Raw genomic sequence first — 23,983 nt, forward strand, 5'->3', positions numbered from 1 at the left:
AAGTAATAGCCCAATCAGCCGATAATTTGATGACGACTTACTCTAACCGAAGGAGGTTTTATGAGTCAATCCGTCGGCGCTGCAGCTTCGGCTCAGGCGTTTGAAGTGCTTGGAGCTGTCATGGCAAAAAAGCAAATGAACCAGGAAGCACAGATGACGACTATGTTGTTGGATAGTGCGATGAAAACCGGTGAGCAGGTGCAAACCTCTCAGGCGGTTGGAAACTTGGGTCAGAACATTAATATTAGTGTTTAGTACTAGAGCCAAGGTCAGCATATGCTGGCCTTTTTTTCAGCGGCAATATCGGCATGGTTGTCGCACTTCAGCTATAAAGCATCTATACTGATGAAAATCTGATAAATGAGTTATATTTATTGCGAGTTACGGACAACTCAGAGTCAGCGATTATACTGACTTATATGGAATCATGCTGCGGTTTACAGCACAAGGACGCTTGCGATGAACACAAACATAGCTCTGATTATTGATGACAATGCCACCATCCGCGAACTATTGCGTCAAACCCTAAAGTTATTGGGATTTCAACAAATCCACGATGCCCCTAATGGCCTTACTGGCATTGAGCTGGCCCAGCAACAACCCTTCGATGTGATATTTCTGGATTTAGAGCTGCCTGATTTGCATGGCACCAGTGTATTAAGCCACCTAAAGCCACGCTTGCCGGATACCCCTGTGATCGTCGTCACCGCACATACCACGGTGGAAAACCTAAAGTTAAGTCTGGCTGCAGGCGCTTCTGGCTTTGTCGCCAAGCCATTCTCGGCACAAAAAATCAAAGCCATTTTGCATAAAAATGACCATCAGCAAAGCCTTGTCTGACAGAGTTACACCACGCTGGTTTCATGGCAGCAATCTACTCTCGTGATTTAGAACCAGTTACGAAATGTCCCAATCGCTCAGCAGAACCGGTGATCAGTAGATACAATACCGGCACCAGCAATAACGTAAGCAGCATTGCACCCAGCAAACCACCGATCACACTGATCGCCAACGGCCGCATAATTTCAGCCCCTTCACCCAAGCCTATCGCGAGCGGAGTCATGCCCAGAACCGTGGTCAGCGTCGTCATCAAGATAGGTCGTAACCGCACCTGCCCCGCCTCAACAATAGCTTGTTCGATAGCCAGACCTTTTGCCCGACCAATTTCAATGTATTCAACCAACAAAATGGCGTTATTCACTACAATACCAATCAACAGCACGACACCAATAAGCACCGGAGCAGACAACAGGCTACCGGTGAGCCACAAGGCAAGCACGACTCCCATCAGCGACATTGGAGCTGCGGTAATGATCACCAGTGGGTTGCTTAACCGCTCGTATTGCACGGCCAACACTACAAACACCAAAAATACCGACAGTAGAATCACAATGCCAAGCTCACGCTGTGTTTCCTGCATGGTTTCCCATTGCCCCCCCAAAATTAAACTGAATTGATCGGGCATTTCAAGCTCCTCCAAACGGCGTTCAACCTCGGCCATTAAAGTGGCTACATCGGATTCTGCGGTATTGATATCAGCATTCATCCGCAGCAATCTGCTCTGGTTTTCACGCTCTATATGCGCGGGCCCATCCGTCAACTCAAAACGGGCTAAGTCACGCAAAAAAACGGTTTGTCCCTGCTGGCGAAAGAGCAATAAATTGCCAAGTTGTTCGGCATCTTCGACCTGATCACGCGGCAATTGCACACGAATGTCGTACTCACGATTCTGGTCAATAAAGCGTGAAGGCACAGCACCGTGCACCGCCTGACGGATCGCTTGCCCTACATCCGCCACGCCTAAACCAAAATCAGCAGCCCGCTCTCTATCGACTCGAATTTGCAATAAGGGGCTTTGCTCTTCCCGAGCGGTTTCCAGCCCCTGTAAGCCCGGGATACCTTGCAGTAAAGCGGCGATCTGGTTGGATACCTGATGCAAAGCTGCTAAATCCTCACCGACAATGGCCACGGAGAAATCTGCACCGGCCCGGCCAAAGCGCAAGCCTCGAATGCTTGGCGGCCGCACACTAATGCGAGCGCCGGGCAACGATAACTTTTCCAGCTCTTGCTGAGTTAGGCTCACCCATTGCCCTGCCGTCATCTCTGGTCGTTGGCTGGCTGGTGTAAGTTGCATACGAAAATTAGCGACTCCCGGCCGTTCATTGACGATACCACCGCTTAAATGCCCACCGACCAGTGCAAACAAGGTTTCCACATAGGGCAGACCAGCCAGCACCGCTTCAACTTCCCGACTGATCGCCTCGGTTTCCTGCGGTGGAGTGCCCGGAGGCAGCACAATACGAACCGATACGCTGCCATCATCAACCGGCGGCAAAAACTCACCGCCCAGCTGCTTGGACACTTGATAGCTGCCAATAAAGGCCAGACAAGCTAACCCCAGTGCCAGCCAACGAAATCGCAAAGTTTCAGTCAATACACGCCCATAACCTGCCCGAAGTTTGTTCAGTAGTTGATGAAACGACCGTACTGGCCAACTACGGATCAAACCACTTTGCCACCGCACCTTTCCTAATAAAGCGGCTAGCATCGGCACCAACGTCAGAGCGGCCACTAAGGTAGCCAAGATGGCAAAAGAAATAGTCAGGATCATTTCTTTAAAAATCAACGCTGCCATACCAGTGATCAACAAAAAGGGTACCACTGCTGCTAAGTTGGTCATCGTGCCCGCGATAACAGCCGAGGCCACTTCTGCCGAGCCTTCTTTTGCAGCCTGATTCGCCGGTTTTTTTAATTGCTCGTGGTGCCGAAAAATATTCTCCAACATCACAATGGCATTATCGAGTAGCATGCCGATACCAAGCGCTAAGCCACCCAAACTAATGATGTTGATGGTCAACCCACCTTGTCCCATCAAGGCAAAGGTAGCCATTAACGCAATAGGGATAGACAGGCCAATCACAAAACTCTTGCGCAAACTGCCGAGAAACAACCACACTACCAGCATGGCGAGCGCCCCACCCAATATGGCCGCAGTAGAGACACTAGCGATGGCGCCGCGAATAAAGAAAGCCGGATCATTGATCGCCTGCACCGCCATATCATCTGGGATAAAACCAGATCGCTCCAGTTGAGCGATCACTGCCTGTACCTGCTCGACCACTTCGACGGTATTGGCCTCTGGTAATTTAAAAATAGATAATTGTACGGCAGGCACGCCGTTCAAGCGGCTAAACACTCGCTGCTCACGATAGCCATCGGTTATCTGTGCCACTTCCCGTAGACGGATCCGCTGTTCTGAGTGCGGCAACGGCAGCAGCAACTGCTCGATATCGTCTACTGAGCGAAAACGACCTTCTGTTTTTGACATCACATCAAAACGATTGGACGTCACCCAGCCGCCGGCAATGTCCATATTTTCAGCCGCCAAAATGCGAACTACATCGTCCATCGTTAGCTGATACGCTGCCAGGCGGTGTTGATCCAATACCACCTGAACTTCTCGCTCTAAACCACCAGCGGCTTCGACAGATGAAACGCCTTCAATGGCAATTAAATTCGGTGTCAGGCGGTTATCAATCCAGTCTCGTACTTCCACTTCGGTGCGAATGGGCGAGCTAAAACCCGCTTGCCAGACTGGGGCCTGTGAGGGATCAAACTTATACAGGCGAGGAGGTTCTATATCTCGTGGTAATTGGGTTCTGGCTAATTCCAGTGCCCGAGATGCATTTTGCAGCGCCACATCTAAATTGGTGCCATAGCTAAAATGCAAATTGACATTGGTCCGTCCTTCCGATGCCCTGCTGTCAATGTGCACCAGATTTTCCACCGAGGCTAAGTTACGCTCTAGCACCCGGGTCACCTGCTCTTCCATCACTTCAGGGGCAACTCCGGAGTAATTCACTGTGACCCGAATTTGTGGATACTCGATGTGTGGCAACAGATCAACCGGCAAGCGTTGAATAAAAAATAAACCCAGCACTAAAATCACTGAAGCAAGCGCTAGCGTACCGACTGGCCGATCAATGGCCCAACTGGTCACGGCCGATATGCGTTTTTTGCTGCCTTGGGTCATCTGAAACTACCCCCGCCAACCAACAATACGAACACGCTGACCTTCATTCATATCACTCGCTTGCGCTGCCAGTACGACATCACCAGCCTCTATACCAGAGGTGATTTCTAGCCACTGCCCCCGTTGCACGCCGGTGGTGACAGCTTGTCTGAGTAAGCGATCATCTTTAATCAACATCACATACTGGTTTTCATCATCGCTACTTTCGTCACTACTGATCAGTGCCGAAACAGGGATAGCCAATGCCTGCTCGCGCGCATCAATGGTTAAATTCACCCGAGCCAAATAACCGGGGCGAATGCCTTGTTGATAAGCGGTACCGGGTAGAGCGACTTCGACCGTAATAAATCGGCTGCTTAGTTCAGCCGTGGGAAATACACGCCGGATCTGGCCGGTAATAGGGTGTTGCGGCAGTGCATCCAGCTTTACTTCAACTTGCTGGCCAACTGTTAAGTGAGCAACATCCAGCTCAGACACACCAAGATGCACCACCAGTTGTGACATATCGGTCAGTTCAAGTAATGGATCTTGCTCCCGAATGCTTTCGCCTAATTCGACCCAACGCTGGCTCACGACCGCCGCACGCGGTGCCACAATGGTGCCAAAAGCGACCCGCGTCTGCCACAACACAAACTCACTTTCAGCAACCCGGAGTTCAGCAGCCTGAGCCTGATATTCCGCCGAACTGGTGAGCTGCCGACTATAAAGCTCAGCTTGACGTTGATAGGCCAGTTTAGCTTGCTCCAATACCGCTTCAGCCCGGGCCAACTCAGCACCTTGTTCAGCCTGATCTAAGCTCAATAATGGATCGCCTTGCTCCACCTGATCGCCCACTTCCACATGCAGCTGTTGCACAATACCCCGCGTTTGTGCCGCCAAACGGACGGTTTGTAATGGTTGCACCGTTGCGGATAGTACCAACCGCCTTGAGAGATCGCGAGACTGAACCTCGGCAGCGGCAACAGCGATGGTTCGTTCCGCCATTGGTGAACTAGTGTGATTCACTTGATCATCCTGCCCTGGCTGGCAAGCAACCAAAAACCAAGCCATACAGCTTATAAAAGCAAAAATACCCAATGAACGGATCAAACGGCTTCCTCCATAGTAGCTATAGTGGATAAGACCAAACAGAACCACTATAGCATTGCCAGCCACAAAAAATGATGGGCATCCGCTCTTTAAACAAACAGATACGATAGAACACTATTTTGTACATTTTTTGTTCAAGCTTGCTGTTGCATTCTGGAAAATCCTTTGGTGATTAGCCTGAATGGCAATGCTGGCTTAGTGCAGTAAATTGATGTCGTGGTTAATTGAAGCGGGAGGTTTAATCCGATCGAGTGCCGATACGGCTGCATCGGCACTCATCGCAATTTCTATACCTCTAGCCCCGTCCAACCTTAGCGCCACATCCAAACTCTGCTACCGTTCGTATTTCAAGTACATACAATAGCTGACTGAAGGATATGCCATGGAACTTGCTTGTCGATTACTAGCTGTCACCGCCTTACTATTTGTCTGCAACTTAGTTGCACGACCAATGACCCTGGAAGAAACAGTTCAACTAAATAGCATCAGTCAAGTTGCCATTAGTTCAGATGCTGAACTAACTGCCTTTGTGCGAAACCGACCACGTCACCCTTACAAAGAGGAAGATGGGGTCTCTCATCGTGAGCTATTTGTGCTCGATAGTAGCGGCGAAAGCAAAGCTTTTGTCACTGGCTCAAGTCGTGTGCTGCAGGTACAATTTAGCGCTGATAATCGCCAATTATTTTTTATCTCTCGCCGGCTGAACGATAAGCAAAATAGCCTGTACCGCATCGCTATTGATGGTGGTGAAGCCGTCAAGGTCTACGAGCATCAACAAGGCATTCAATCCTATGCATTAAGTGATGATGGTCGTTACTTAGTTTTCCGTGCGCAGCCTGCAGTGCCTTCTTCCAAGCAAAAAGCACAAAAACATGGTTTTAAAGCCGAAGTGTATGAAGAAAATAATGTTCATAGCCAGCTGTTTATCTTGGATTTAACCGCTGCACAGGCGCAGGCAGAACCGATCACTTTGACTGAGCATGTTTTATCCGTCCAATTTCAGCCAGGACAGCACCAGCTACTGGTTCGTGTCGCACCAACTGCTTTGGTTGATGACGATTTAATGCGTAGCCGCTATCAATTGATTGATTTATCGGGCGAGCTACAACAGCGCTTTGCGACTGAAGGTAAGCTGGATCAAGCCTTGTTTTCTCCTAATGGCCAGCAACTCGCTTTTATTGGTGCAGAAGATCAGCATGACCCATCTGCTGGAAGGCTCATGCTGGCCGATGTCGCCACAGGTTCAATAAAAGAGTTGCTGCCAAACTATCAAGGCCATGTCCGCGGCCTGGGTTGGCGCTCGGATAATCAGTTGCTGTTTGTAGGGCATGTCGGCACCGAAACCGAAGTCGGTAGTGTCAATCTTCGGAATCAACGTGTCAGTCGGATCCTCAATGCTGGTGAAGGCATTATCAGCAGAATGGAATGGCCCACGGGGCAGCGTCAGGGTCGCGTGTTGCTTCATAAAGCAGAACATCCAACGGAGGTGTACCAACTCACCGATCGTGGTCGTTTACATCAACTAACCAACACCAATCCCTGGCTCACTGAGATAAGCATGCCCAGGCAAGAAACCTTTCGTCACCAAGCCCGTGATGGCTTGGAGCTTGAAGGGGTTTTGGTTTATCCCCTGAACTACGAGGAAGGTAAGCAATATCCGTTGATCATGGTCGTGCATGGTGGCCCTGAAGCACATATATCCAATGGTTGGCTTGATCGCTATGGCAGCCCGGTTCATTATGCAGCCGCCGAAGGCTACATGCTGTTTTTCCCCAATTATAGAGGCAGTACTGGCCGTGGTGTTGAATTTACCAAGCTAGGGCAAAATGATTATGCTGGTAAAGAGTTCGATGATTTGGTTGATGCAAAAGATGCTCTTGTTGCTGCCGGGCTTGTCGATAGCAACCGGGTTGGTATCACTGGTGGGTCGTATGGCGGTTATGCCTCTGCCTGGGCCGCGACCAAACAGACTGAGCATTTTGCTGCCAGTGTCATGTTTGTTGGCATCAGTAATAATTTATCCAAGTTTGGTACCACCGACATACCTAATGAAATGCATTTGGTGCATGCGCGCAGCTACCCCTGGGACAAATGGCAGTGGTATCTGGAGCGAAGCCCCATTTATTATGCTGAACAGGCCAGAACGCCACTTCTGATTATGCACGGTAAAAATGATACCCGAGTTCACCCTAGCCAATCGATGGAACTATATCGCTACTTGAAAACCATCGGCAAAGTGCCTGTCCGTTTGGTCTTATACCCTGGTGAAGGCCATGGCAATCAACGTGCTGCTGCTCAATTGGATTACGCCATGCGCTTAATGCGTTGGATGGATCACTTTTTGGTACAACAGCAGACCGAACTCCCTCCGCATGAGCTTGCTCATGCAGAACGGATCAGCCAACAGCAATCCGCAGCGAAGGCCAAAGAGCAAGTCGATTAACCCAGCTACTTTGCTAAACTGAAAATATAAAAAGCAAGTGGGTTTCTTAATTGTAAAGAGCCCACTTTTATTTTTATCGCATAACTATTACAGCATTATGCTGCATTGTACTGACGCAACATGCTCAACCTGCATGCATCGCTATGCTAGCTCCCTATTTTTAATCAACTTACCTATTCTAGGTTCAGCACCAAAATAGTGCATAATTTAATTAAAACATCAAAAAACACCCGCCTAAACCCATGTTTTATGCATAAAAATTCATAATTCTATGTTAAATGCCATAATTAAGTGCATAAAAAAGCTTGTCAACGGCACGTTTTTTGCCATGCTCTATAAGAACAACATGAGATGAGTGGAGCGATAATGAAGACAAAATGCATTGACATGTACCAAAAATCAATAATTGCAGCAGCGGTATCCTCACTATTCTGTTCCCCTATACTACTTGCTGATGATCAAGTGACTGAAGCAGAAGAGAGTGTAGAGCGGATTATGGTGACAGGCTCACGGATTGCCCGTGATGCCAACTTAGCGTCGCCATCGCCAGTGCAATCCATTAGCGAAGAAGAGATACGTATGTCGGGTGAGTTTTCCATTGCCGATGTGGTCAACGATATTCCGGCGCTATTTTCCTCCACTACCAGCTCAATGGCCAATGAAAGTGGCTTTGCCAGTGGCACCAACGTACTCAATTTACGTAGCATGGGATCGAACCGCACCTTGGTTCTCGTTAATGGCAAACGTCACGTGGGTGGAACTCAGGGTTCATCTGCCGTAGATGTTGGCTCCATTCCAACCAGCCTGGTTCGTCGGGTTGAAGTACTGACGGGCGGCGCTTCTGCGGTTTATGGTGCCGATGCGGTAACCGGAGTAGTCAACTTCATCTTACGCGATGATTTTGAAGGATTTGAGTTTGATGCTCAAACCAGTGGCGCTGATGAAGGCGGGGCTCATAAGTACAAGCTGGATGCAACCTGGGGCAGTAACTTTGCCGACAATCGCGGTAATGTTGCCGTGAATGTCTCTTATGGCAAAGATCGAGGCTTACGTGCTTATGAGCGCAAGGATGGTCATTTGATTGGTTCAGGTCGTGATTGGCTTAATCCAGACCGACGTTTTCAAATCGGCGATCTAAATGCCAGCAACACACCTAACTTTCACCAATTTTACAACCCATCGCAAGGCAGGCCAGGTTATGGTCTGAATATTCCTGGTTCTGTCGATGCATTTTTGGATAACTTCGAAGCCAGCTTTGGCTCCCGGCCAAACCTGACGCCCGCGGAGCTGGCGTTGATCGACCGGGCGGCCAATGCGCCACAACGCGCTATTTTGCAAGGGCGAACCTTTCCGTTTTCCTCCGGTTATGGAATAATTGCTCCGGGAAATGGTTTTACTTTTGCTGGTTTTGATGAGTTCACTCCCATCGATCTCGATGGCAATGGTGTGCCAGACTGTCTGGATTCCTTTACTGGCTGGACGTCCTCATTCGCTCCTGGCGCCTTTGGTGCTTTAGGTGGTTGTTGGACTATTCAGCCGGACGGCACCTATCGGCCAGTGCAAGATGGTCTGGTCGCTAGCCCGACTCAAGGCTTTGGTGGCGACTCATTTGACACCATTCAACAAAATAACAGCTACTTACTGACACCAGAAGAGCGGATAGCATTCAATCTACTCGGAAGTTACGATCTGACATCCGATATTGTGTTGCGTGGTGAGCTGAAGTACGTTCGCCAAGAAGTGCAAAACACCATTCACCCTACGTCGTTCTGGGATTTGCTACTTGGTGCTCCGGATAACCCATTTTTGCCTGAGTTTATTCGTCCTATCGCTCAGCAAACCGGCGGTGTGAGTCTAACCATCGATCCCATTGGTCTGGGTGATGCTATGGTGACGAACAAACGGGAAACCGTGCGTGGTGTCGTCAGTATTGATGGCTTTTTGGATAATGGCTGGAGCTGGGATGCCAGTGCTGTCTATGGCCAATTTACGCGTAAATCCGAGTCTACCCATCAAGTCATTGTCGATCGCTTCTTTTCCGCCATTGATGCCGTGACCAACCCAGCGACCGGTCAAGCTGATTGCCGGGTCAATGTAAACCCTGCCACAGCCGCAATGGGTACCCCATTTAATATTCCAACTTACGATCCAGGCTACTTCACCTTTACACCAGGTGATGGTCAGTGTGTCCCCCTTAATATCTGGGCGGGCCGAACCGGTATTACCCAAGAAGCACTGGACTGGGTCACACGAACCAATGAAAGCAAAATCACCTTGGATCAAACCGTACTCAGTGCATCACTGGCTGGTGACTTTGCCGATTACTTTGAATTACCAGGTGGCGCCATTGCTTTTGCTGCCGGGGTAGAATACCGCCGCGAAACATCCAAGGCCGAATTTGATGCATGGAGCCGTGGTGTCATCCCAGAGGGGGCACCGCTACCGGCAGGCAGCAATGTTGCCGACGCCTCCACCAATGCTAGCCTGACCTTCCGGCCAGAAACCATCGTCCGCAACGAAAGCGGAAGCTACGATGTGTATGAAGTCTTTGGTGAGCTATCGATTCCTTTGTTGTTCGATGTCTTTTTGGCCGATGAATTAACGCTGGATTTAGCGGCTCGGGTGTCGGATTACTCCACCATTGGTGTTACGACTACCTGGCGAGCCAACCTGTTATGGGCGCCGGTGCAAGATCTACGCGTGCGTAGCAGTTACTCAGAAGCAGTGCGGGCACCCAATATCACCGAACTGTTCGGGCCAGAAACGGGGACTACCTTCCGCCCTGCTGATCCTTGTGATGCAGCGCAGATCAATGCCATCAGAGCCAATGACCCTGAGCGAGCGAATAATACTCAGGCGAACTGTGTGGCGTTCTTCAATAGCATTGGCCTGGATCCATTTGATGGCAGTGGCAACTATGATTTCTCCGACCCATTAACTGCAGCTTTTGGAGGTGTCGTTGGTGGTAACCCGGATTTACGTGAAGAAACGGCAGAAACCTTAACCGTTGGTTTTGTCTTTACACCAAGCTTTTTGCCGGGCTTTAACATGAGCCTGGATTACTGGAGTATTGAGCTAAAAGATGCCATCAACGCCGTCAGCGGGCAGAATATTGCCGATGGCTGCTTTACTGGTGCTAGCTTAAACGAACAGTTTTGTGAACTATTAACCAGAAACTCTGATCCAGGTTCGCTATTTTTTGGTGGCTTCAACTTTATGAAATCCACCGATATTAACTTCGCTAAGCGTGAAGCTGCAGGGTATGACTTTGCTGTTGGTTACAGTTTTAGTCTGGGAGAGCATAACTTGAGTGCTCGTATTGCTGGCACACGCATGGAAAAGTTGAAGGACTTTACCAACCCGCTTGATGTCAACGATGTAAATGATAGATTAGAAGAGATCCGTAACCCGAAACTAGCTGGCAATGCCAACCTTAGCTGGTCATATCAAGATCTACGCATGGCATGGCAAACTCAGTACCATGGTAAGCAGCTACTTAGCTTTGCCAATAAGGATACCTATCAGTCATTGTACGGTGATATTGTCATGATGCCATCCACCCTGGTGCACAATCTCAATGCTAGTTATCAGTTTAGTCCAGAGCTTATGCTATATGGTGGTGTGAATAACGTAACCAACGAAGAACCCTTTATCACTAACTATGCCTACCCAGCCAGTGCTGCCGGGCGCACCTTCTTTGTCGGGGTGAATTTACGCCTCTAGTATGATGCATGAGCACGATCAAAAGCTCTGGCCTGTGCCAGAGCTTTTTTGTTGGTGCCCGTAGTGCTACCAAGGTTTGCCACATAACTCTATTCAGTACCGGATCCGGCCAGTATTTTTTGCTTAGCCTGATATACTCAGCTTACATTCCTTGCCAGAGATTGTTGATGCTGACTCCTGATATCTGCCGTCAAGCTCGCTTAAGCCGAGATCCGCGTTTTGATGGCTTGTTTTTTACGGCCGTGAACTCAACCGGAATTTATTGCCGCTCAGTCTGTCCAGCTCGAGCTCCCAAAGAAGCCCATGTGACGTATTTCCAATCAGGTGCTGCGGCTTTAGCGGCAGGTTATCGCCCCTGTTTGCGCTGTCGACCGGACAGCGCACCCGGCTCACCGGCATGGCAAGGCAGTGACACCACCTTACAACGTGCGCTGCGCTTGATTGATGAAGGTGCATTACAGCATCAAACTCAATCTGAACTCGTCCATCGTTTGGGCATTAGCGAACGCTACTTACGTAAATTATTTCAGCAGCAACTTGGTATTTCGCCTAAGCAGTACGCCATCACTCAGCAAGTGTTATTTGCTAAAAAGTTACTGCACGAAACCAACCTACCTATCCAACAAATAGCGATGATGGCAGGCTTTCATAGTATCCGGCGTTTTAACGATGCTTTCGTGAAAATACTGCAACTGACACCTGGTAAGATTAGACGGCAAGCCCCCTCCCGAACCGATGGCCTACTTCAGCTAGAACTCAGTTATCGCCCTCCACTGGCATGGCAAAGCATGCTAAATTTTTGGCGAAGCAGAACACTGCAAGGCGTTGAATGGTGTACTGAAGACAGCTATGGTCGCACTTTTGAATGGCAGCAACAACAGGGCTGGTTTATCGTGCAAGCTGGCTCCGGCAATAGTCTGCAATTGCAGTTGCATTGGCCTGCCGGTCGTGAGCTGTGGTCTTTAGTGAAACACATACGTCGGGTGCTCGACCTGGACGCCGATTGCCAGCTAATCGAGCAGCAACTTGCGACGCACCCTTGGTTTCACCGTGGTTTGATCAGCGGTTTGCGCATCCCGGGGATATGGAGCCTTTGGGAGGCCGGAGTGCGTGCTATTTTGGGCCAACAAGTCAGTGTGGCCGCTGCCAGAACACACCTAAATCGCTTGGTGTCGTCGCTTGGAGTGACCATCGATTCGTTAACAGATAAAACCTTGTTTCCCAGCCCTCAAGCAGTAGCTACCAGTGATTTACAAATGCTGAAGTTACCTGATGCTCGCCGCCAAACGCTACGAGCCTTTGCCGGGCTCATGCTTCAGCAACCCCATTGCTCGCCAGAGCAATGGCTGGCACTGAAGGGGATTGGCCCTTGGACTGTCAATTATGCTCGTATGCGTGGCCTTCAACAAACAGATATTTGGCTAGCAGGCGACTTGGGGATCCGTAAAGCTTTGCAGCAAAAGCAAGCAACAGCCTCTGATACTACACTGGCGCCTTGGCGCAGTTACGCCACACTACAACTTTGGTTACAGCAAGGAACATCCAATGCATGAATGTATGATCACAAGCCCGGTTGGCCCTATTCAATTAGTGGCTGAACACGAACACATTATCGCAGTGCGCTTTGTTGCTGCCGATGAATTAGCCAAAGACCAGTACCCTACCCGTTCACAACCGTATCAAGCCCCTATTACTGGGGTTTTGAAGCAAGCCTATGAACAACTGCATAGTTATTTTGCTGGTGAATTATCACATTTTGAATTGCCATTAGCGCCACAGGGCACGCACTTTCAACAGCAGGTTTGGCAACAATTGCAACGCATCCCTTATGGGGAAACCTGTAGTTATCAAGCGGTGGCGAACCGAATCAATAATCCAAAGGCAGTGCGAGCTGTCGGAATGGCCAATAGCCGGAACCCTATTGCTATTGTGATCCCATGTCATCGGGTGATTGGCGCTAATGGCCATTTAACGGGGTATGCAGGTGGGCTGGATAAAAAAACCTGGTTACTCAATCATGAAGGTTGGTAACCAGGTGAGCAAGGCTGTTGAAGGATGGGCAACAGCCGTGAAATCAATCCCGGTATTAAAACTGGTAAGACACACCCAGACGAAATTCATTCGAGCGATTGCCACTGTTCAGTGCAACGCTGGAGCGAGCCGCCCAATCCGGGCTAAAGTAAAAAGCAAGGCCTGCACCTAAACTGCCATAGTCGCGGCCAATGGTGTGATAGCTTGCTTCGGTAAACCATTCCACTTCAGGAGTTAGCTTATCTGCAATCCCAAAGCCGGCATAGATGCCCGTCTCACTGGCATCTTCGAACGCATGCTGTAAACCACCTTTAATATAGGTTTGTACTGAAGGAGCAAAATCCAGCTGAAATCCGGTCAGGTAGTTTGCACCGAGTGATAACTCACTGACATCAACGGAATGTTTTGAAACGCGATTCACGTCAGCGCGAACGACCCAGCTTGGCTCCAACTGATGGCTCAAATTGAGGTAAGCTCCTGACCCAAAATGATCAATATAACCAAAACCAACGTGATCCCAATTTACTGCAGTTGCACTTGCAGCGACGCTTCCTAGCGCCACAGCACAAAATAATTGGCTCAGTTTCTTCATGTTTGTCTCCTTTTCTGTTTGGCGAAACAAGACTTGTAATCACCAAAGCAGGTTCGTTTTACGTTAAGTGCCGAGACTAACAAGCAGCAGCTTAACTCAAACTGAACCATGATCGTTTTAATAAATAGAATGATTGGTGCAAAAATATGCAATTTTCTTTCTATGAATACTATTATTTAATGATGATATCGCACTGACTTAGGGAAACACTTATGACTGCACGATCCATCAAACAACTGATCCCATCACGGCAAGTATCGGACGGTGCTGGCGTGAAAATTCAACGTAGTTTGGGACTGACTCAACAACTGAGGCTGGACCCTTTCCTGATGCTGGACTGCTTTGGCTCCGATCAGGCGAGTGATTATCTGGCTGGTTTTCCTGCGCACCCACATCGTGGTTTTGAAACCGTAACCTACATGCTGCATGGCCACATGCTGCATGAAGACCATATGGGAAATAAAGGCCACTTAAAAAGCGGTGGTGTGCAGTGGATGACTGCCGGACGAGGCATTATTCACTCGGAAATGCCACAGCAAGAATCCGGCTTGATGCAAGGTTTTCAGTTATGGCTGAATTTACCTGCGGCCGAAAAAATGAAAGATGCCGCCTATGTTGATATCGCCCCGGAAGATATTCCGGTGCTGCAACTGGATGCGGGCCATCAAGTAAAGGTCATCGCCGGTCAGTTTCGTAGTGAACAGCACCAGCTCGATGGTGCGATCCGTGGTCTGAGTACCGATCCGCAATACTACGATCTGCATCTGGTGGCAGGGCAATCACTGCATATAGAACTGCCTGAGGATTATCAAGCACTGGTCTATCCGTACGAGCAAGCGGTGACTATTTTGCACGGTGATACCAGCAGTAAAGTGCCCATGCATCAAGCGGCGGTTCTGACCGCTGGCAGCACATTACAGGTACAGGCAGATCAGGACAGTAAACTATTGGTACTCGCAGGAAAACCCATTGGTGAGCCAGTAGCGCAGTACGGTCCATTTGTGATGAATACCTCAGAAGAAATTGAGCAGGCGATCCGCGATTATCAGACGGGTACTCTAACTGGGGATAAGCCACTTCAATCCATTCAAATTTGACCATAAAAGCCGTATACTGCTGCTTTCTCTCCATTGAAAAGAGTCGTTATGCAGCGTATTGGAATTATTGGTGCCATGGAGCCAGAAGTGGCCCTTCTGAAACAGCAACTTGCTCAGCCTCGCACTGAGCAAGTTGGCCCTTATTCGTTTTACTCAGGCCAACTAGCTGGCCGCAATGTAGTACTGGTGCAGTCAGGTATCGGGAAAGTGGCGGCTGCTTTAGCAACCAGTTTAATGATCCACCATTTTCAGGTGGATGCAGTGATCAATACCGGCTCTGCCGGTGGCTTCGATGCTGAATTGCACATTGGTGATGTCGTGATTGGCACTGAGTTGTGCCACCATGATGTCGACGTGACTGCTTTTGGCTACGCCGCTGGGCAAGTGCCTAATATGCCAGCAACATTCCTCTCGGATCCTCGCTTGGTTACCGCTGCAGAGCGCAGCATCGAAAAACTCGGAGTCGGTAAAACCAAGCGAGGGCTCATCGCCACTGGCGATAGCTTTATGTGCGATCCAAAGCGGATTGAAGCAACCCGTGCGACCTTCCCCAGCATGTTGGCAGTAGAAATGGAAGGCGCAGCCATCGCACAAGTTTGTTATCAAATGCAGGTACCCTGCGTGGTGATCCGTAGTTTAAGTGATATTGCTGGCAAAGAATCTCCCGAGTCATTTGAAGCATATTTAGCAGTGGCATCTAAAAACAGTTCAGCCATGGTGATTGAATTGCTTCAGCAGCTATCGGCTGCATAATCATGTCAGAGCCCTGGCTAGAGCTCTTACTTCAAAGCCCACTGCTGCTGTTGCTAGCAGTGTTGATGGCCTATCTGTTGCCGTTGCCAGAGAGCTATCATCCTCTGACCTTTTTTCGCTTTTTTGCCCAGCGACTTGGCCAGAAAGTGAACCCGGATCACGACCGGAGCCCTCAGCAGAAAAGGCTGTCTGGGGGCTTAGCCATTCTGGTAGCCATTCTGCCATGGTTGTTTATTCTGATGGCTTTCATGCACTTGTCAGCGCTACCGACGGTGTTCGAAGCTATACTGCTTTATCTGCTACTGGATATCAGTAGCAAACAACAACGGATCCAAAAATTACAGCGCGCACTGCAGCAACAACAGCTAAGCCTCAGCCGGGATTTGGCCAGCATGTCACTGTTACGCCAAACTCGTACCTTATCAGCACTGGGGCTCAGTAAAGCGGCGATTGAAAGTTTATGGCTTAATTTCAGTCAAATCTGGCTAACCACCTTGTTCTGGTTTCTGGTGGCTGGGATTTGGCCTGCATTGATGGTTCGGTTACTGGCTATTTTGCAGCAAGAGTGGAGCCCAAAATTGCAGCATAATCGTGATTTTGGTGCTGTCGTAGCTTGGTTGAGCAATTGGCTGCAAAAGCCCGGATATTGGTTGTGTTTTATGTTGATCTGCATTCGTTTACGCTGCCGCCTCAGTATTCAGCGTTACCGACAGCGTACGGCCATTTACTTTGATCGTGCCCAAATGGCTTGTCTCTGTGCTGTCAGTGCGAGCCTTCGTTGTCGTCTGGGAGGGCCAGTGTTGTATAACACCCATAAAAAACAACGCGATAAAATCGGCCAGAACGATGCGGAGCCTGATCACCTGACGCTGCAAAAAGCACTGAACCAGCTCAAACAGTTAATCTGGTTCAGCATGGTACTCTTGCTGGCTTATGCCCTGCTTTGGTGGGCGGTGCAGCTAAATTTAACATGGTAACGTTGTTTGGCTATATAAACGTGGTAAGTATGGACTTATTAAGTCAGCTTAGTATAGTAAAGCTCTGTTACCGCTGAATAATAATCAAGAGTGAAAAGCCAGTGTTTCAACAGAGTAGAATAAAAACAAAACTGTTGAGTGAGACGTCACTGTGAAGCATCGAATGCATTGCATATTGTGGCTTGTTTTGCTGCTGTGTTGCAGCCCTTTCGCTTTGGCTAAACCAGTGCTATCGCCACTGACTCCAGAGCAAGGTCTATCCCAAGGTACCATCACCAACATGATGTTGGATCAAGATGGTTTTCTCTGGCTGGCGACGGATGGCGGACTCAACCGCTACGACAGCACCCGCGTGATTAAGTTAAGTAACCAAGAGCAAACATTGCAAGATGCTGCTTTTGTTTCGACACTACAGCAAGCTGACGGTAGTATTTGGATCGCTACAAGTACTGCTGGCATCTATCGCTTTAACGCTGAGCAGGGCTGGTTAGAGCATCAATTTTCGATGCCAACGGTCAGTGAACAAACTCAGTTCCAACACATCACTGATATGATTGCTTATTCAGAGCACCAATTGCTTGTTTCTACCAATCTAGCTGTGTTTTTATTGCATACCAAGACCGGCGAAGTCAGCCAGTTATATCAGCTATCAGGTGAAAACAGCATCGAGCGTTTTATTCGCCGTATCTATCAGTATAATAAGCATATTTTTATTGGTACCCACAACCAATTGCTGTTATTGGATTTAGCAAGTAATCAAGTACAAAGTATCCCATACCTACCGGCTGATGCCAATAATGCTCAGCGCCACATAAAATTCTTTTCAGTGAAAGACGAGCACTTATGGATAGGAGCTGTTGAAGGCTTGCACAGCCTACCATTGTCTTCAATCGCTACTTACCTTGAGACAGGCGAGCCGGTAAACGCGCAGCCTCGGTTTGCAGCGCGAAATATCTGGCATGTCGAATGGCTTGAAGATGAGGCTATTATTGCTACCGAGCTTGGCTTGTACCGCTTTCAGCCTGACTACAATCATTATCAGTATCTCTGGAGTTTCAGTGATAGTGACTTAGGGCTTACCGACAATAACATTATTAGTATGGTGCCAGATCATTCTGGAGGCTTCTGGTTAGGCACTCGCTTTGACGGAGCTTACTATTGGCATCCTCGCAGTACTGCCTTCAGTCACTTAGGTCATGGTGAAGATGGTACCGAAGCCTTTAGTAGTTTGCGTGTGCATGTTGTGGCAGAAACTAAGCCTCATCATCTCTGGGTGGGAACCAGCAACGGTCTAAATCGACTCGACCTGCGCCAAGGAGAAATAGAACCCTTCCTGGTGAACCCCGATCCAAAAGCCATATGGCATGAAACCACCATCTTTACGTTATTCCCAAAAACTGAACATCAAGTATATTTCAGCTCCCCTTATGGCTTATTTTTGTTTGACGCGAAACAAAATCGTTTATTGCCCTTACCATTGCAAGATGAGAGCCAACAAAGCCTATTAGAACAGGGTGCCAGATATTTCTGGCAAGATCATACAGGCACGTTCTGGTTCGCCTATGATCAGCATTTTTACCACTATGAACCAGACACTGGCATTATTCAGTCAGTGACAGGCCTTGAGCCATTGCAACCTGAAGTCTTTGGCGGATTTTTAGGCTACTTGCCAGGCTCCAATCATCAAATATTATTAACCACAGAAGGCAAGATCTGGCTGTACAACTTGAGTTCAGAGCAACTGACTCTGAAATACGAAGCCAGCAATGCCCATCCAGGGTTATCGCGCTTTGCCGATAACATCTTATTAGATCAACAGCAACGATTATGGATTGGATTAAATGGGGTCGGTTTATTAGTTTTTAATCTGCCTGACTTCGAGTTATTACATCACTTCCACCAACACAATCAGCTGGAAAGCAACTTGGTGTTTAGTTTGCAACAAGACCGTTATGGCTTCATTTGGTTTGCCAACCACCATGGCTTATTCCGCATGAATCCGGAAAGTTTTCATACCGAACGCTTTAGTAAACATGATGGTCTGCTCACGCATGAATACAACGGCCGGGCCGGTTTGCAGTTGCAGGATGGCCATTTGATCTATGGAGGAATGCGAGGCATTACTCTTATTCAACCAGAGCAACTCCTGGACGAGCCTGACCGTCCTACGGCTGCCATCACAGAACTCAGTTTACTTGATGGCAGCTTTAGTACGCCCTATGGCTTATTAAATGAGCAACAATTCTCGTTACCACATGATGCTGAAGGGCTTAAGCTGCATTTTAGTAGCATGAATTTCCGTGATAAAAATAAGGTCCGCTTTCGGGTGTGGCTTGAAGGGAAGCAGCAGTTTAGTTTTCCTGAACAAACAGAAACACAAATTATTATTCCCAAACTACCCGCCGGTGATTATATTTTTCACGTGGTTTCGGTCTCACCTGTAACTGGCGAGGAAAGTGCGCCTGCCCGACTTCGCTTAAGTATCACGCCAGCATGGTGGGCATCGTTCTGGGCTTATGGTTTGTATACGTTCATGGTCTTAACCATTATTTTGCTCTGGTTACGAAACCGGCAGCAACATGAGCGGGTGTTAGCCATGGCACACCGAAAAGTGAAAGCCAGCGAACAAAGGCTAAAGCTAGCCCTGTCGGCAGTAGATAGTGGCGCCTGGGAGTGGCTGGCCAGCAAAAATAGCGTGTTCGCCAACAGGGTTCATACCATGTTGGGCTATCGTGAGGCGTTGAACCCTCTGACACTAGAACAACATGTGTCACTTATCCACCCTGAGGATAAGCCAGCCTTTTTAGACAGTTGGCAACGCTTTACCGAACAGCAAGACATCAACTTTGATCACACCTACCGCCTACAACACAAAGAAGGTCACTGGCTTTGGTTTCGTGATATTGGCAAGATTGCCGAAGTCGATAGCGACGAGCAGGTTGTCCGTGTGGTGGGTACCTTCAGCAATATTACCGAAACGCGTGCCAGTCAGGAAAAAGCGCGGTTATTTGGTGAAGCCTTCCAAAAAACACGTGACTGGGTCGTCATTCTGGATGCAAAACAACGGGTGATCGCCGCAAACCAATCCTTTGCCGATGCCTTTGGCCCGGTTGAGCATTACATGACCAACCCACAGACGCATCATTTAGGGATCAGCCTGGATCGTCGACGCTATTACACCAAATTGCTGAATGACTTCTCAGTCAACCAGCACTGGCAAGGCGAAGAGCTAATCGTGACACCTGATGGTCGTGAGCGACCTACTCTGATTAATATCAGTGCAGTAGGCGATAACAAGAAAGTCGGATTTTTTGTACTGGTGTTTACCGATATCACCGACCAAAAACTAGCAGAAGATGAGCTGCGTTATTTAGCCAATTACGACGCATTAACTGGATTGCCTAATCGTGCCTTGCTGATGGATCGAATTCATCATGGCATCGAAAATGCGAAACGTGCCAAGCGAGCGTTGGCACTTTGCTTCATCGACTTGGATAAATTTAAACAAATTAATGACTCGCTTGGCCATGATATTGGCGACTTGTTATTAAAAGAGGTTGCCCGGCGTTTAAGCCTGACACTTCGTGAAAGCGATACCGTGGCACGGCTGGGTGGTGATGAATTTGTTGTGCTGTTAGAGGGCTACAAGAGTCACGAAAATATCAATCACGTCTCACGCAAAATGCTGCAAATCATTGGTGAGCCGATGCAGCTGGGTCCGCATACTGTCGGCGTATCTCCCAGTATTGGTATCGCTGTGTATCCGGATGATGCTTACACCGCCTTTGAACTACTGAAGCATGCGGATGTTGCTATGTATCATGCCAAAGAAAGTGGCCGTAATAACTTTCAGTTTTTCACGCAAGAAATGAACGACAAAGCGCATATGCAACTGGCCAAGGAAACGCGGCTACGTAAAGCATTCCAGCAACATGAGTTCGTCAATTATTACCAACCTATTGTCCATAGTGCAGATAAAACCATAGTGGGTGTAGAAGTCTTGCTGCGCTGGTACAGCAGTGATGGTGTGGTGTCACCGGCCGAGTTTATCCCACTGGCTGAAGATTTAAGCCTGATCATCCCGATGACACATGCATTACTGGAACGTGCATTAGCGGATCTTCAGCACTGGCGCTCTTTTGATCATCAGCTGTATATTTCCGTCAATTTATCGGCTCGCCATCTGGAGCATCAAAGCTTGGCAGAACAGACAGCATCATTACTGGCGAAGTATCAACTCCCCGCTGACTGCCTGCGTTTTGAAGTGACTGAAAGCGCCTTGATGCGCGACCACGAAAGCGCCATTGCAACCATGCATCAACTAAGCGAGCTTGGCATTAAATTGGCGCTGGATGATTTTGGTACCGGCTACTCCTCGCTAAAATATTTAAAAGAACTACCAATTAACGCCATTAAAATCGATCATAGTTTTGTTAAAGATATTGGCATTGATCAAAACGATGAAACCATCATCGAAACCATGCTGAGCATGGCCAGGAGCTTGGGCATGTATTGTGTCGCTGAAGGCGTAGAAACCGAGCAGCAGCTGAAATTCTTCAGTCAACGTGAGTGTTATCTGATTCAGGGCTATTTCTTTGCTCAACCCATGCCAAGTGCTCAGTTACTGCATTTATTGCAAAGTAAACGCTTTATCACCCAATCAGCCAATCAGCTCTGATCCCAGTGGAACAGACCCGAATCCTTACCATGCTCGAGAGCCTTTTGTTACACTAGGCTCTTTTATTCATCACTCATCCTGAGCCGCATCATGCAATCCAATTTACTGAAAGGTGCCTTATTACTTCTATTAGCAGAGGCTTGCTTTGCTGGTATTGGTGCTTTGGTGAAATACAGCACTGGCTTGGCCAGCGAGGCGCAAGTGGTGTTTTTTCGTAATGGCTTTGCCTTACTACTGATGCTGCCATTTTTGTATACTCATGGTATTGGTTTATTAAAAACCAAGCGCTGGTATCTGCATGCCTTTCGCGCTTTGACTGGCCTTACTTCCATGTACTGTTTCTTTTATGTGCTTGGCCAATTGCCCTTAGCGCAAGCGATGGCTGTGTTGTTATTATCACCATTTATTGTCCCTATTATTGCCCGGATATGGCTAAAAGAAAGCCCAAGCCAAATTACACTTATTGCGATAGCCTTGGGCTTTGTTGGTGTGTTGTTGGCTCTGCCTGCACCTGCAGCAGGGCTAACCTGGGTATTGCTGATTGCCATGGCTGCTGCCTGTCTGGTTGCTATCACCAAAACCACTATCCGCGCCATGGCAAGCACCGAGCCCGCTGTTCGAACGGTCTTCTATTTTTCTTTATTAACAGCCGTGTTTTCTGTCTTACCACTACCGTTCTATTGGCAGCCGCTGGAGTGGCAGGCTTGGTTAGCTTTTATTGGTATGGGTGCATTGGCCGCTATTGGCCAACTAGCAATGACACAAGCTTATACTCTGGCTCCGGCCAGTGATATTGGCATGTGGACATACAGCAGCGTGGTCTTTGCCGGGCTATTTGGCTATTTCTTCTGGCAAGAACCAGTCACCATGAGCTGGTTGGCTGGCGTTGCGGTGATCTTTTATGCCGGCTATGTCACCACCAGACAACGCTTATGGTAAACCGCGCCATGCTTCCGGTAAGAAGGATCACACGACAACACTGGCGCTTCGCCCCCAGCTACGGTAAAATATGCGACCTTTTCGTACCGTAATCGACACAGGCACCAACAACGCATGAGCAAAAAGCTACACATCAAAACCTGGGGTTGTCAGATGAATGAATACGATTCATCCAAGATGGCTGATCTGCTGGATTCTACGCATGGCTATACCCTGACCGATGAGGCAGCTGAAGCCGACGTGATCTTGCTTAATACCTGCTCTATCCGGGAAAAAGCTCAGGAAAAAGTGTTTCATCAGCTAGGTCGGTGGCGACCATTGAAAGAAAAAAATCCAAAGCTGGTGATTGGTGTCGGTGGCTGCGTTGCTTCGCAAGAAGGTGCCGCCATCCGTGAGCGTGCGCCCTATGTCGATATTGTGTTTGGTCCACAAACCCTGCATCGTTTGCCTGAAATGATCAACTCTGTACATGGCGATCGCTCTCCTGTGGTCGATATTTCATTTCCGGAAATTGAAAAGTTTGATCGCTTGCCAGAACCAAAAGCAGAAGGCCCAACGGCTTTTGTGTCGATCATGGAAGGCTGCTCTAAATACTGCAGCTTTTGTGTGGTGCCTTACACCCGGGGTGAAGAAGTCAGCCGCCCAATGGATGATATCCTGTTCGAAATAGCCCAACTGGCAGCTCAGGGTGTACGTGAAGTCAATCTGCTGGGTCAGAATGTCAATGCTTACCGCGGCGCGACCCATGACGGCGCTATTTGCTCCTTTGCGGAGCTGCTGGCTATGGTTGCCGCCATCGATGGTATTGATCGTATTCGATACACCACATCGCATCCAGTCGAGTTTACCGACGATATTATCGAAGCCTATCGGGATATTCCTGAGTTGGTCGATCATTTGCATTTACCAGTACAGTCTGGCTCAGATCGTATTTTAACGCTGATGAAACGTGGCCATACTGCTTTAGAGTTTAAAGCCCAGATCCGTAAGTTGAAACGGATCCGACCCAACCTGAGTATGTCATCCGATTTTATTATTGGCTTCCCAGGCGAAACTGCTGACGATTTCCAGGCCACCATGGATCTGATCCAGGCCATTGATTTTGATATGAGCTTCAGCTTTATTTATAGTGCGCGTCCCGGCACGCCGGCTGCTGACTTGCCTGACGATATCAGCGAGGATGAGAAAAAGCAGCGGCTGTATATTTTGCAAGATCGCATCAATCAGCAAGCCCTGCGCATTGCTCGTGGCATGCTCAATACGGAACAACGTATTTTGGTGGAAGGCCCATCGAAGAAAAACCTGATGGAGCTGTGTGGCAGAACGGAAAATAACCGGGTGGTCAATTTCGAAGGTGATCCTAAACTGATTGGCCAATTCGTTGATGTTGCTATCACCGATGTCTATGCCAACTCGCTGAAAGGTCAGCTGATCCGAACCGAACAAGACATGGGGCTTCGCCGTGCTATTTCACCTCAGCAAATTCTGGCCAAACAACCAAAAACCGACGAACTGGGCGTGACTCAGTTTGCGCCTTAACAAATGAACCGTGGGCTGCCAACTGCAGCCTTCAGTCAAAAGAGAGCCTGCTGTTGAGTACAGACATTATTACCAAAGAGTTCAGTATC

The 23,983-nt window shown here is 48.6% G+C and carries 15 protein-coding genes; 12 read left to right on the forward strand and 3 right to left on the reverse strand.

The genetic code is table 11. The features are described from left to right. Positions 1-60 precede the first annotated feature (60 nt). A complete protein-coding gene (locus Q3O60_RS12770; protein ID WP_305894330.1) occupies positions 61-255 on the forward strand; it encodes a hypothetical protein in 195 nt (64 codons plus the stop codon). A gap of 204 nt (positions 256-459) precedes the next feature. Then, positions 460-840, forward strand: a complete 381-nt coding sequence (locus Q3O60_RS12775) for a response regulator (protein ID WP_305894331.1) — start codon at positions 460-462, stop codon at positions 838-840. A 34-nt stretch (positions 841-874) separates the two neighbouring features. Here the strand turns inward: Q3O60_RS12775 and Q3O60_RS12780 are convergent, their stop codons facing one another. Both Q3O60_RS12780 and Q3O60_RS12785 read right to left on the reverse strand, forming a co-directional pair. After that, positions 875-4,033: an efflux RND transporter permease subunit gene (locus tag Q3O60_RS12780; RefSeq protein ID WP_305894332.1), complete on the reverse strand. Its 3,159-nt coding sequence runs from the start codon at positions 4,031-4,033 to the stop codon at positions 875-877. Positions 4,034-4,039: 6 nt separating this feature from the next. Continuing rightward, complete coding sequence (locus Q3O60_RS12785; protein WP_305894333.1) at positions 4,040-5,038, reverse strand: efflux RND transporter periplasmic adaptor subunit; 999 nt, start codon at positions 5,036-5,038, stop codon at positions 4,040-4,042. A gap of 466 nt (positions 5,039-5,504) precedes the next feature. Here Q3O60_RS12785 and Q3O60_RS12790 point away from each other — a divergent pair, with 466 nt between their 5' ends. From Q3O60_RS12790 to Q3O60_RS12805, 4 genes are all read left to right on the forward strand, one after another. After that, on the forward strand, positions 5,505-7,565 hold the full coding sequence (locus Q3O60_RS12790; protein WP_305894334.1) for a S9 family peptidase: 2,061 nt from the start codon (positions 5,505-5,507) through the stop codon (positions 7,563-7,565). Positions 7,566-7,931: 366 nt separating this feature from the next. Next, complete coding sequence (locus tag Q3O60_RS12795; RefSeq protein ID WP_305894335.1) at positions 7,932-11,288, forward strand: TonB-dependent receptor domain-containing protein; 3,357 nt, start codon at positions 7,932-7,934, stop codon at positions 11,286-11,288. A gap of 8 nt (positions 11,289-11,296) precedes the next feature. Further along, the gene (locus tag Q3O60_RS12800; protein ID WP_305894336.1) at positions 11,297-12,841 is read left to right on the forward strand and encodes a DNA-3-methyladenine glycosylase 2 family protein; all 1,545 of its coding nucleotides are present in this window, start codon (positions 11,297-11,299) and stop codon (positions 12,839-12,841) included. Then, a complete protein-coding gene (locus Q3O60_RS12805; protein ID WP_305894337.1) occupies positions 12,834-13,319 on the forward strand; it encodes a methylated-DNA--[protein]-cysteine S-methyltransferase in 486 nt (161 codons plus the stop codon). Before Q3O60_RS12800 ends, Q3O60_RS12805 begins: the two co-directional genes overlap by 8 nt. Positions 13,320-13,374: 55 nt before the next feature. On the opposite strand, the gene Q3O60_RS12810 is transcribed toward Q3O60_RS12805, so the two are convergent. Next, on the reverse strand, positions 13,375-13,911 hold the full coding sequence (locus Q3O60_RS12810) for a hypothetical protein (protein WP_305894338.1): 537 nt from the start codon (positions 13,909-13,911) through the stop codon (positions 13,375-13,377). Positions 13,912-14,123: 212 nt separating this feature from the next. Here Q3O60_RS12810 and Q3O60_RS12815 point away from each other — a divergent pair, with 212 nt between their 5' ends. From Q3O60_RS12815 to miaB, 6 genes are all read left to right on the forward strand, one after another. Beyond that, positions 14,124-15,008 (forward strand): pirin family protein, encoded by an 885-nt coding sequence (locus tag Q3O60_RS12815; RefSeq protein WP_305894339.1) that lies wholly within the window; start codon positions 14,124-14,126, stop codon positions 15,006-15,008. A gap of 48 nt (positions 15,009-15,056) precedes the next feature. Next, positions 15,057-15,761, forward strand: coding sequence for a 5'-methylthioadenosine/adenosylhomocysteine nucleosidase (locus tag Q3O60_RS12820; RefSeq protein WP_305894340.1), 705 nt, complete (start codon positions 15,057-15,059; stop codon positions 15,759-15,761). Positions 15,762-15,763: 2 nt separating this feature from the next. Continuing rightward, positions 15,764-16,738, forward strand: coding sequence for a cobalamin biosynthesis protein CobD/CbiB (locus tag Q3O60_RS12825; protein ID WP_305894341.1), 975 nt, complete (start codon positions 15,764-15,766; stop codon positions 16,736-16,738). Between the two features lie 214 nt (positions 16,739-16,952). Further along, the gene (locus Q3O60_RS12830) at positions 16,953-21,416 is read left to right on the forward strand and encodes an EAL domain-containing protein (RefSeq protein ID WP_305894342.1); all 4,464 of its coding nucleotides are present in this window, start codon (positions 16,953-16,955) and stop codon (positions 21,414-21,416) included. Between the two features lie 90 nt (positions 21,417-21,506). Further along, positions 21,507-22,355, forward strand: coding sequence for a DMT family transporter (locus Q3O60_RS12835; RefSeq protein WP_305894343.1), 849 nt, complete (start codon positions 21,507-21,509; stop codon positions 22,353-22,355). A gap of 114 nt (positions 22,356-22,469) precedes the next feature. Continuing rightward, complete coding sequence (gene miaB / locus Q3O60_RS12840) at positions 22,470-23,894, forward strand: tRNA (N6-isopentenyl adenosine(37)-C2)-methylthiotransferase MiaB (RefSeq protein WP_305894344.1); 1,425 nt, start codon at positions 22,470-22,472, stop codon at positions 23,892-23,894. Positions 23,895-23,983: the final 89 nt, after the last annotated feature.

This window comes from Alkalimonas collagenimarina (genome assembly GCF_030717845.1).
Lineage (GTDB): Bacteria > Pseudomonadota > Gammaproteobacteria > Enterobacterales > Alteromonadaceae > Alkalimonas > Alkalimonas collagenimarina.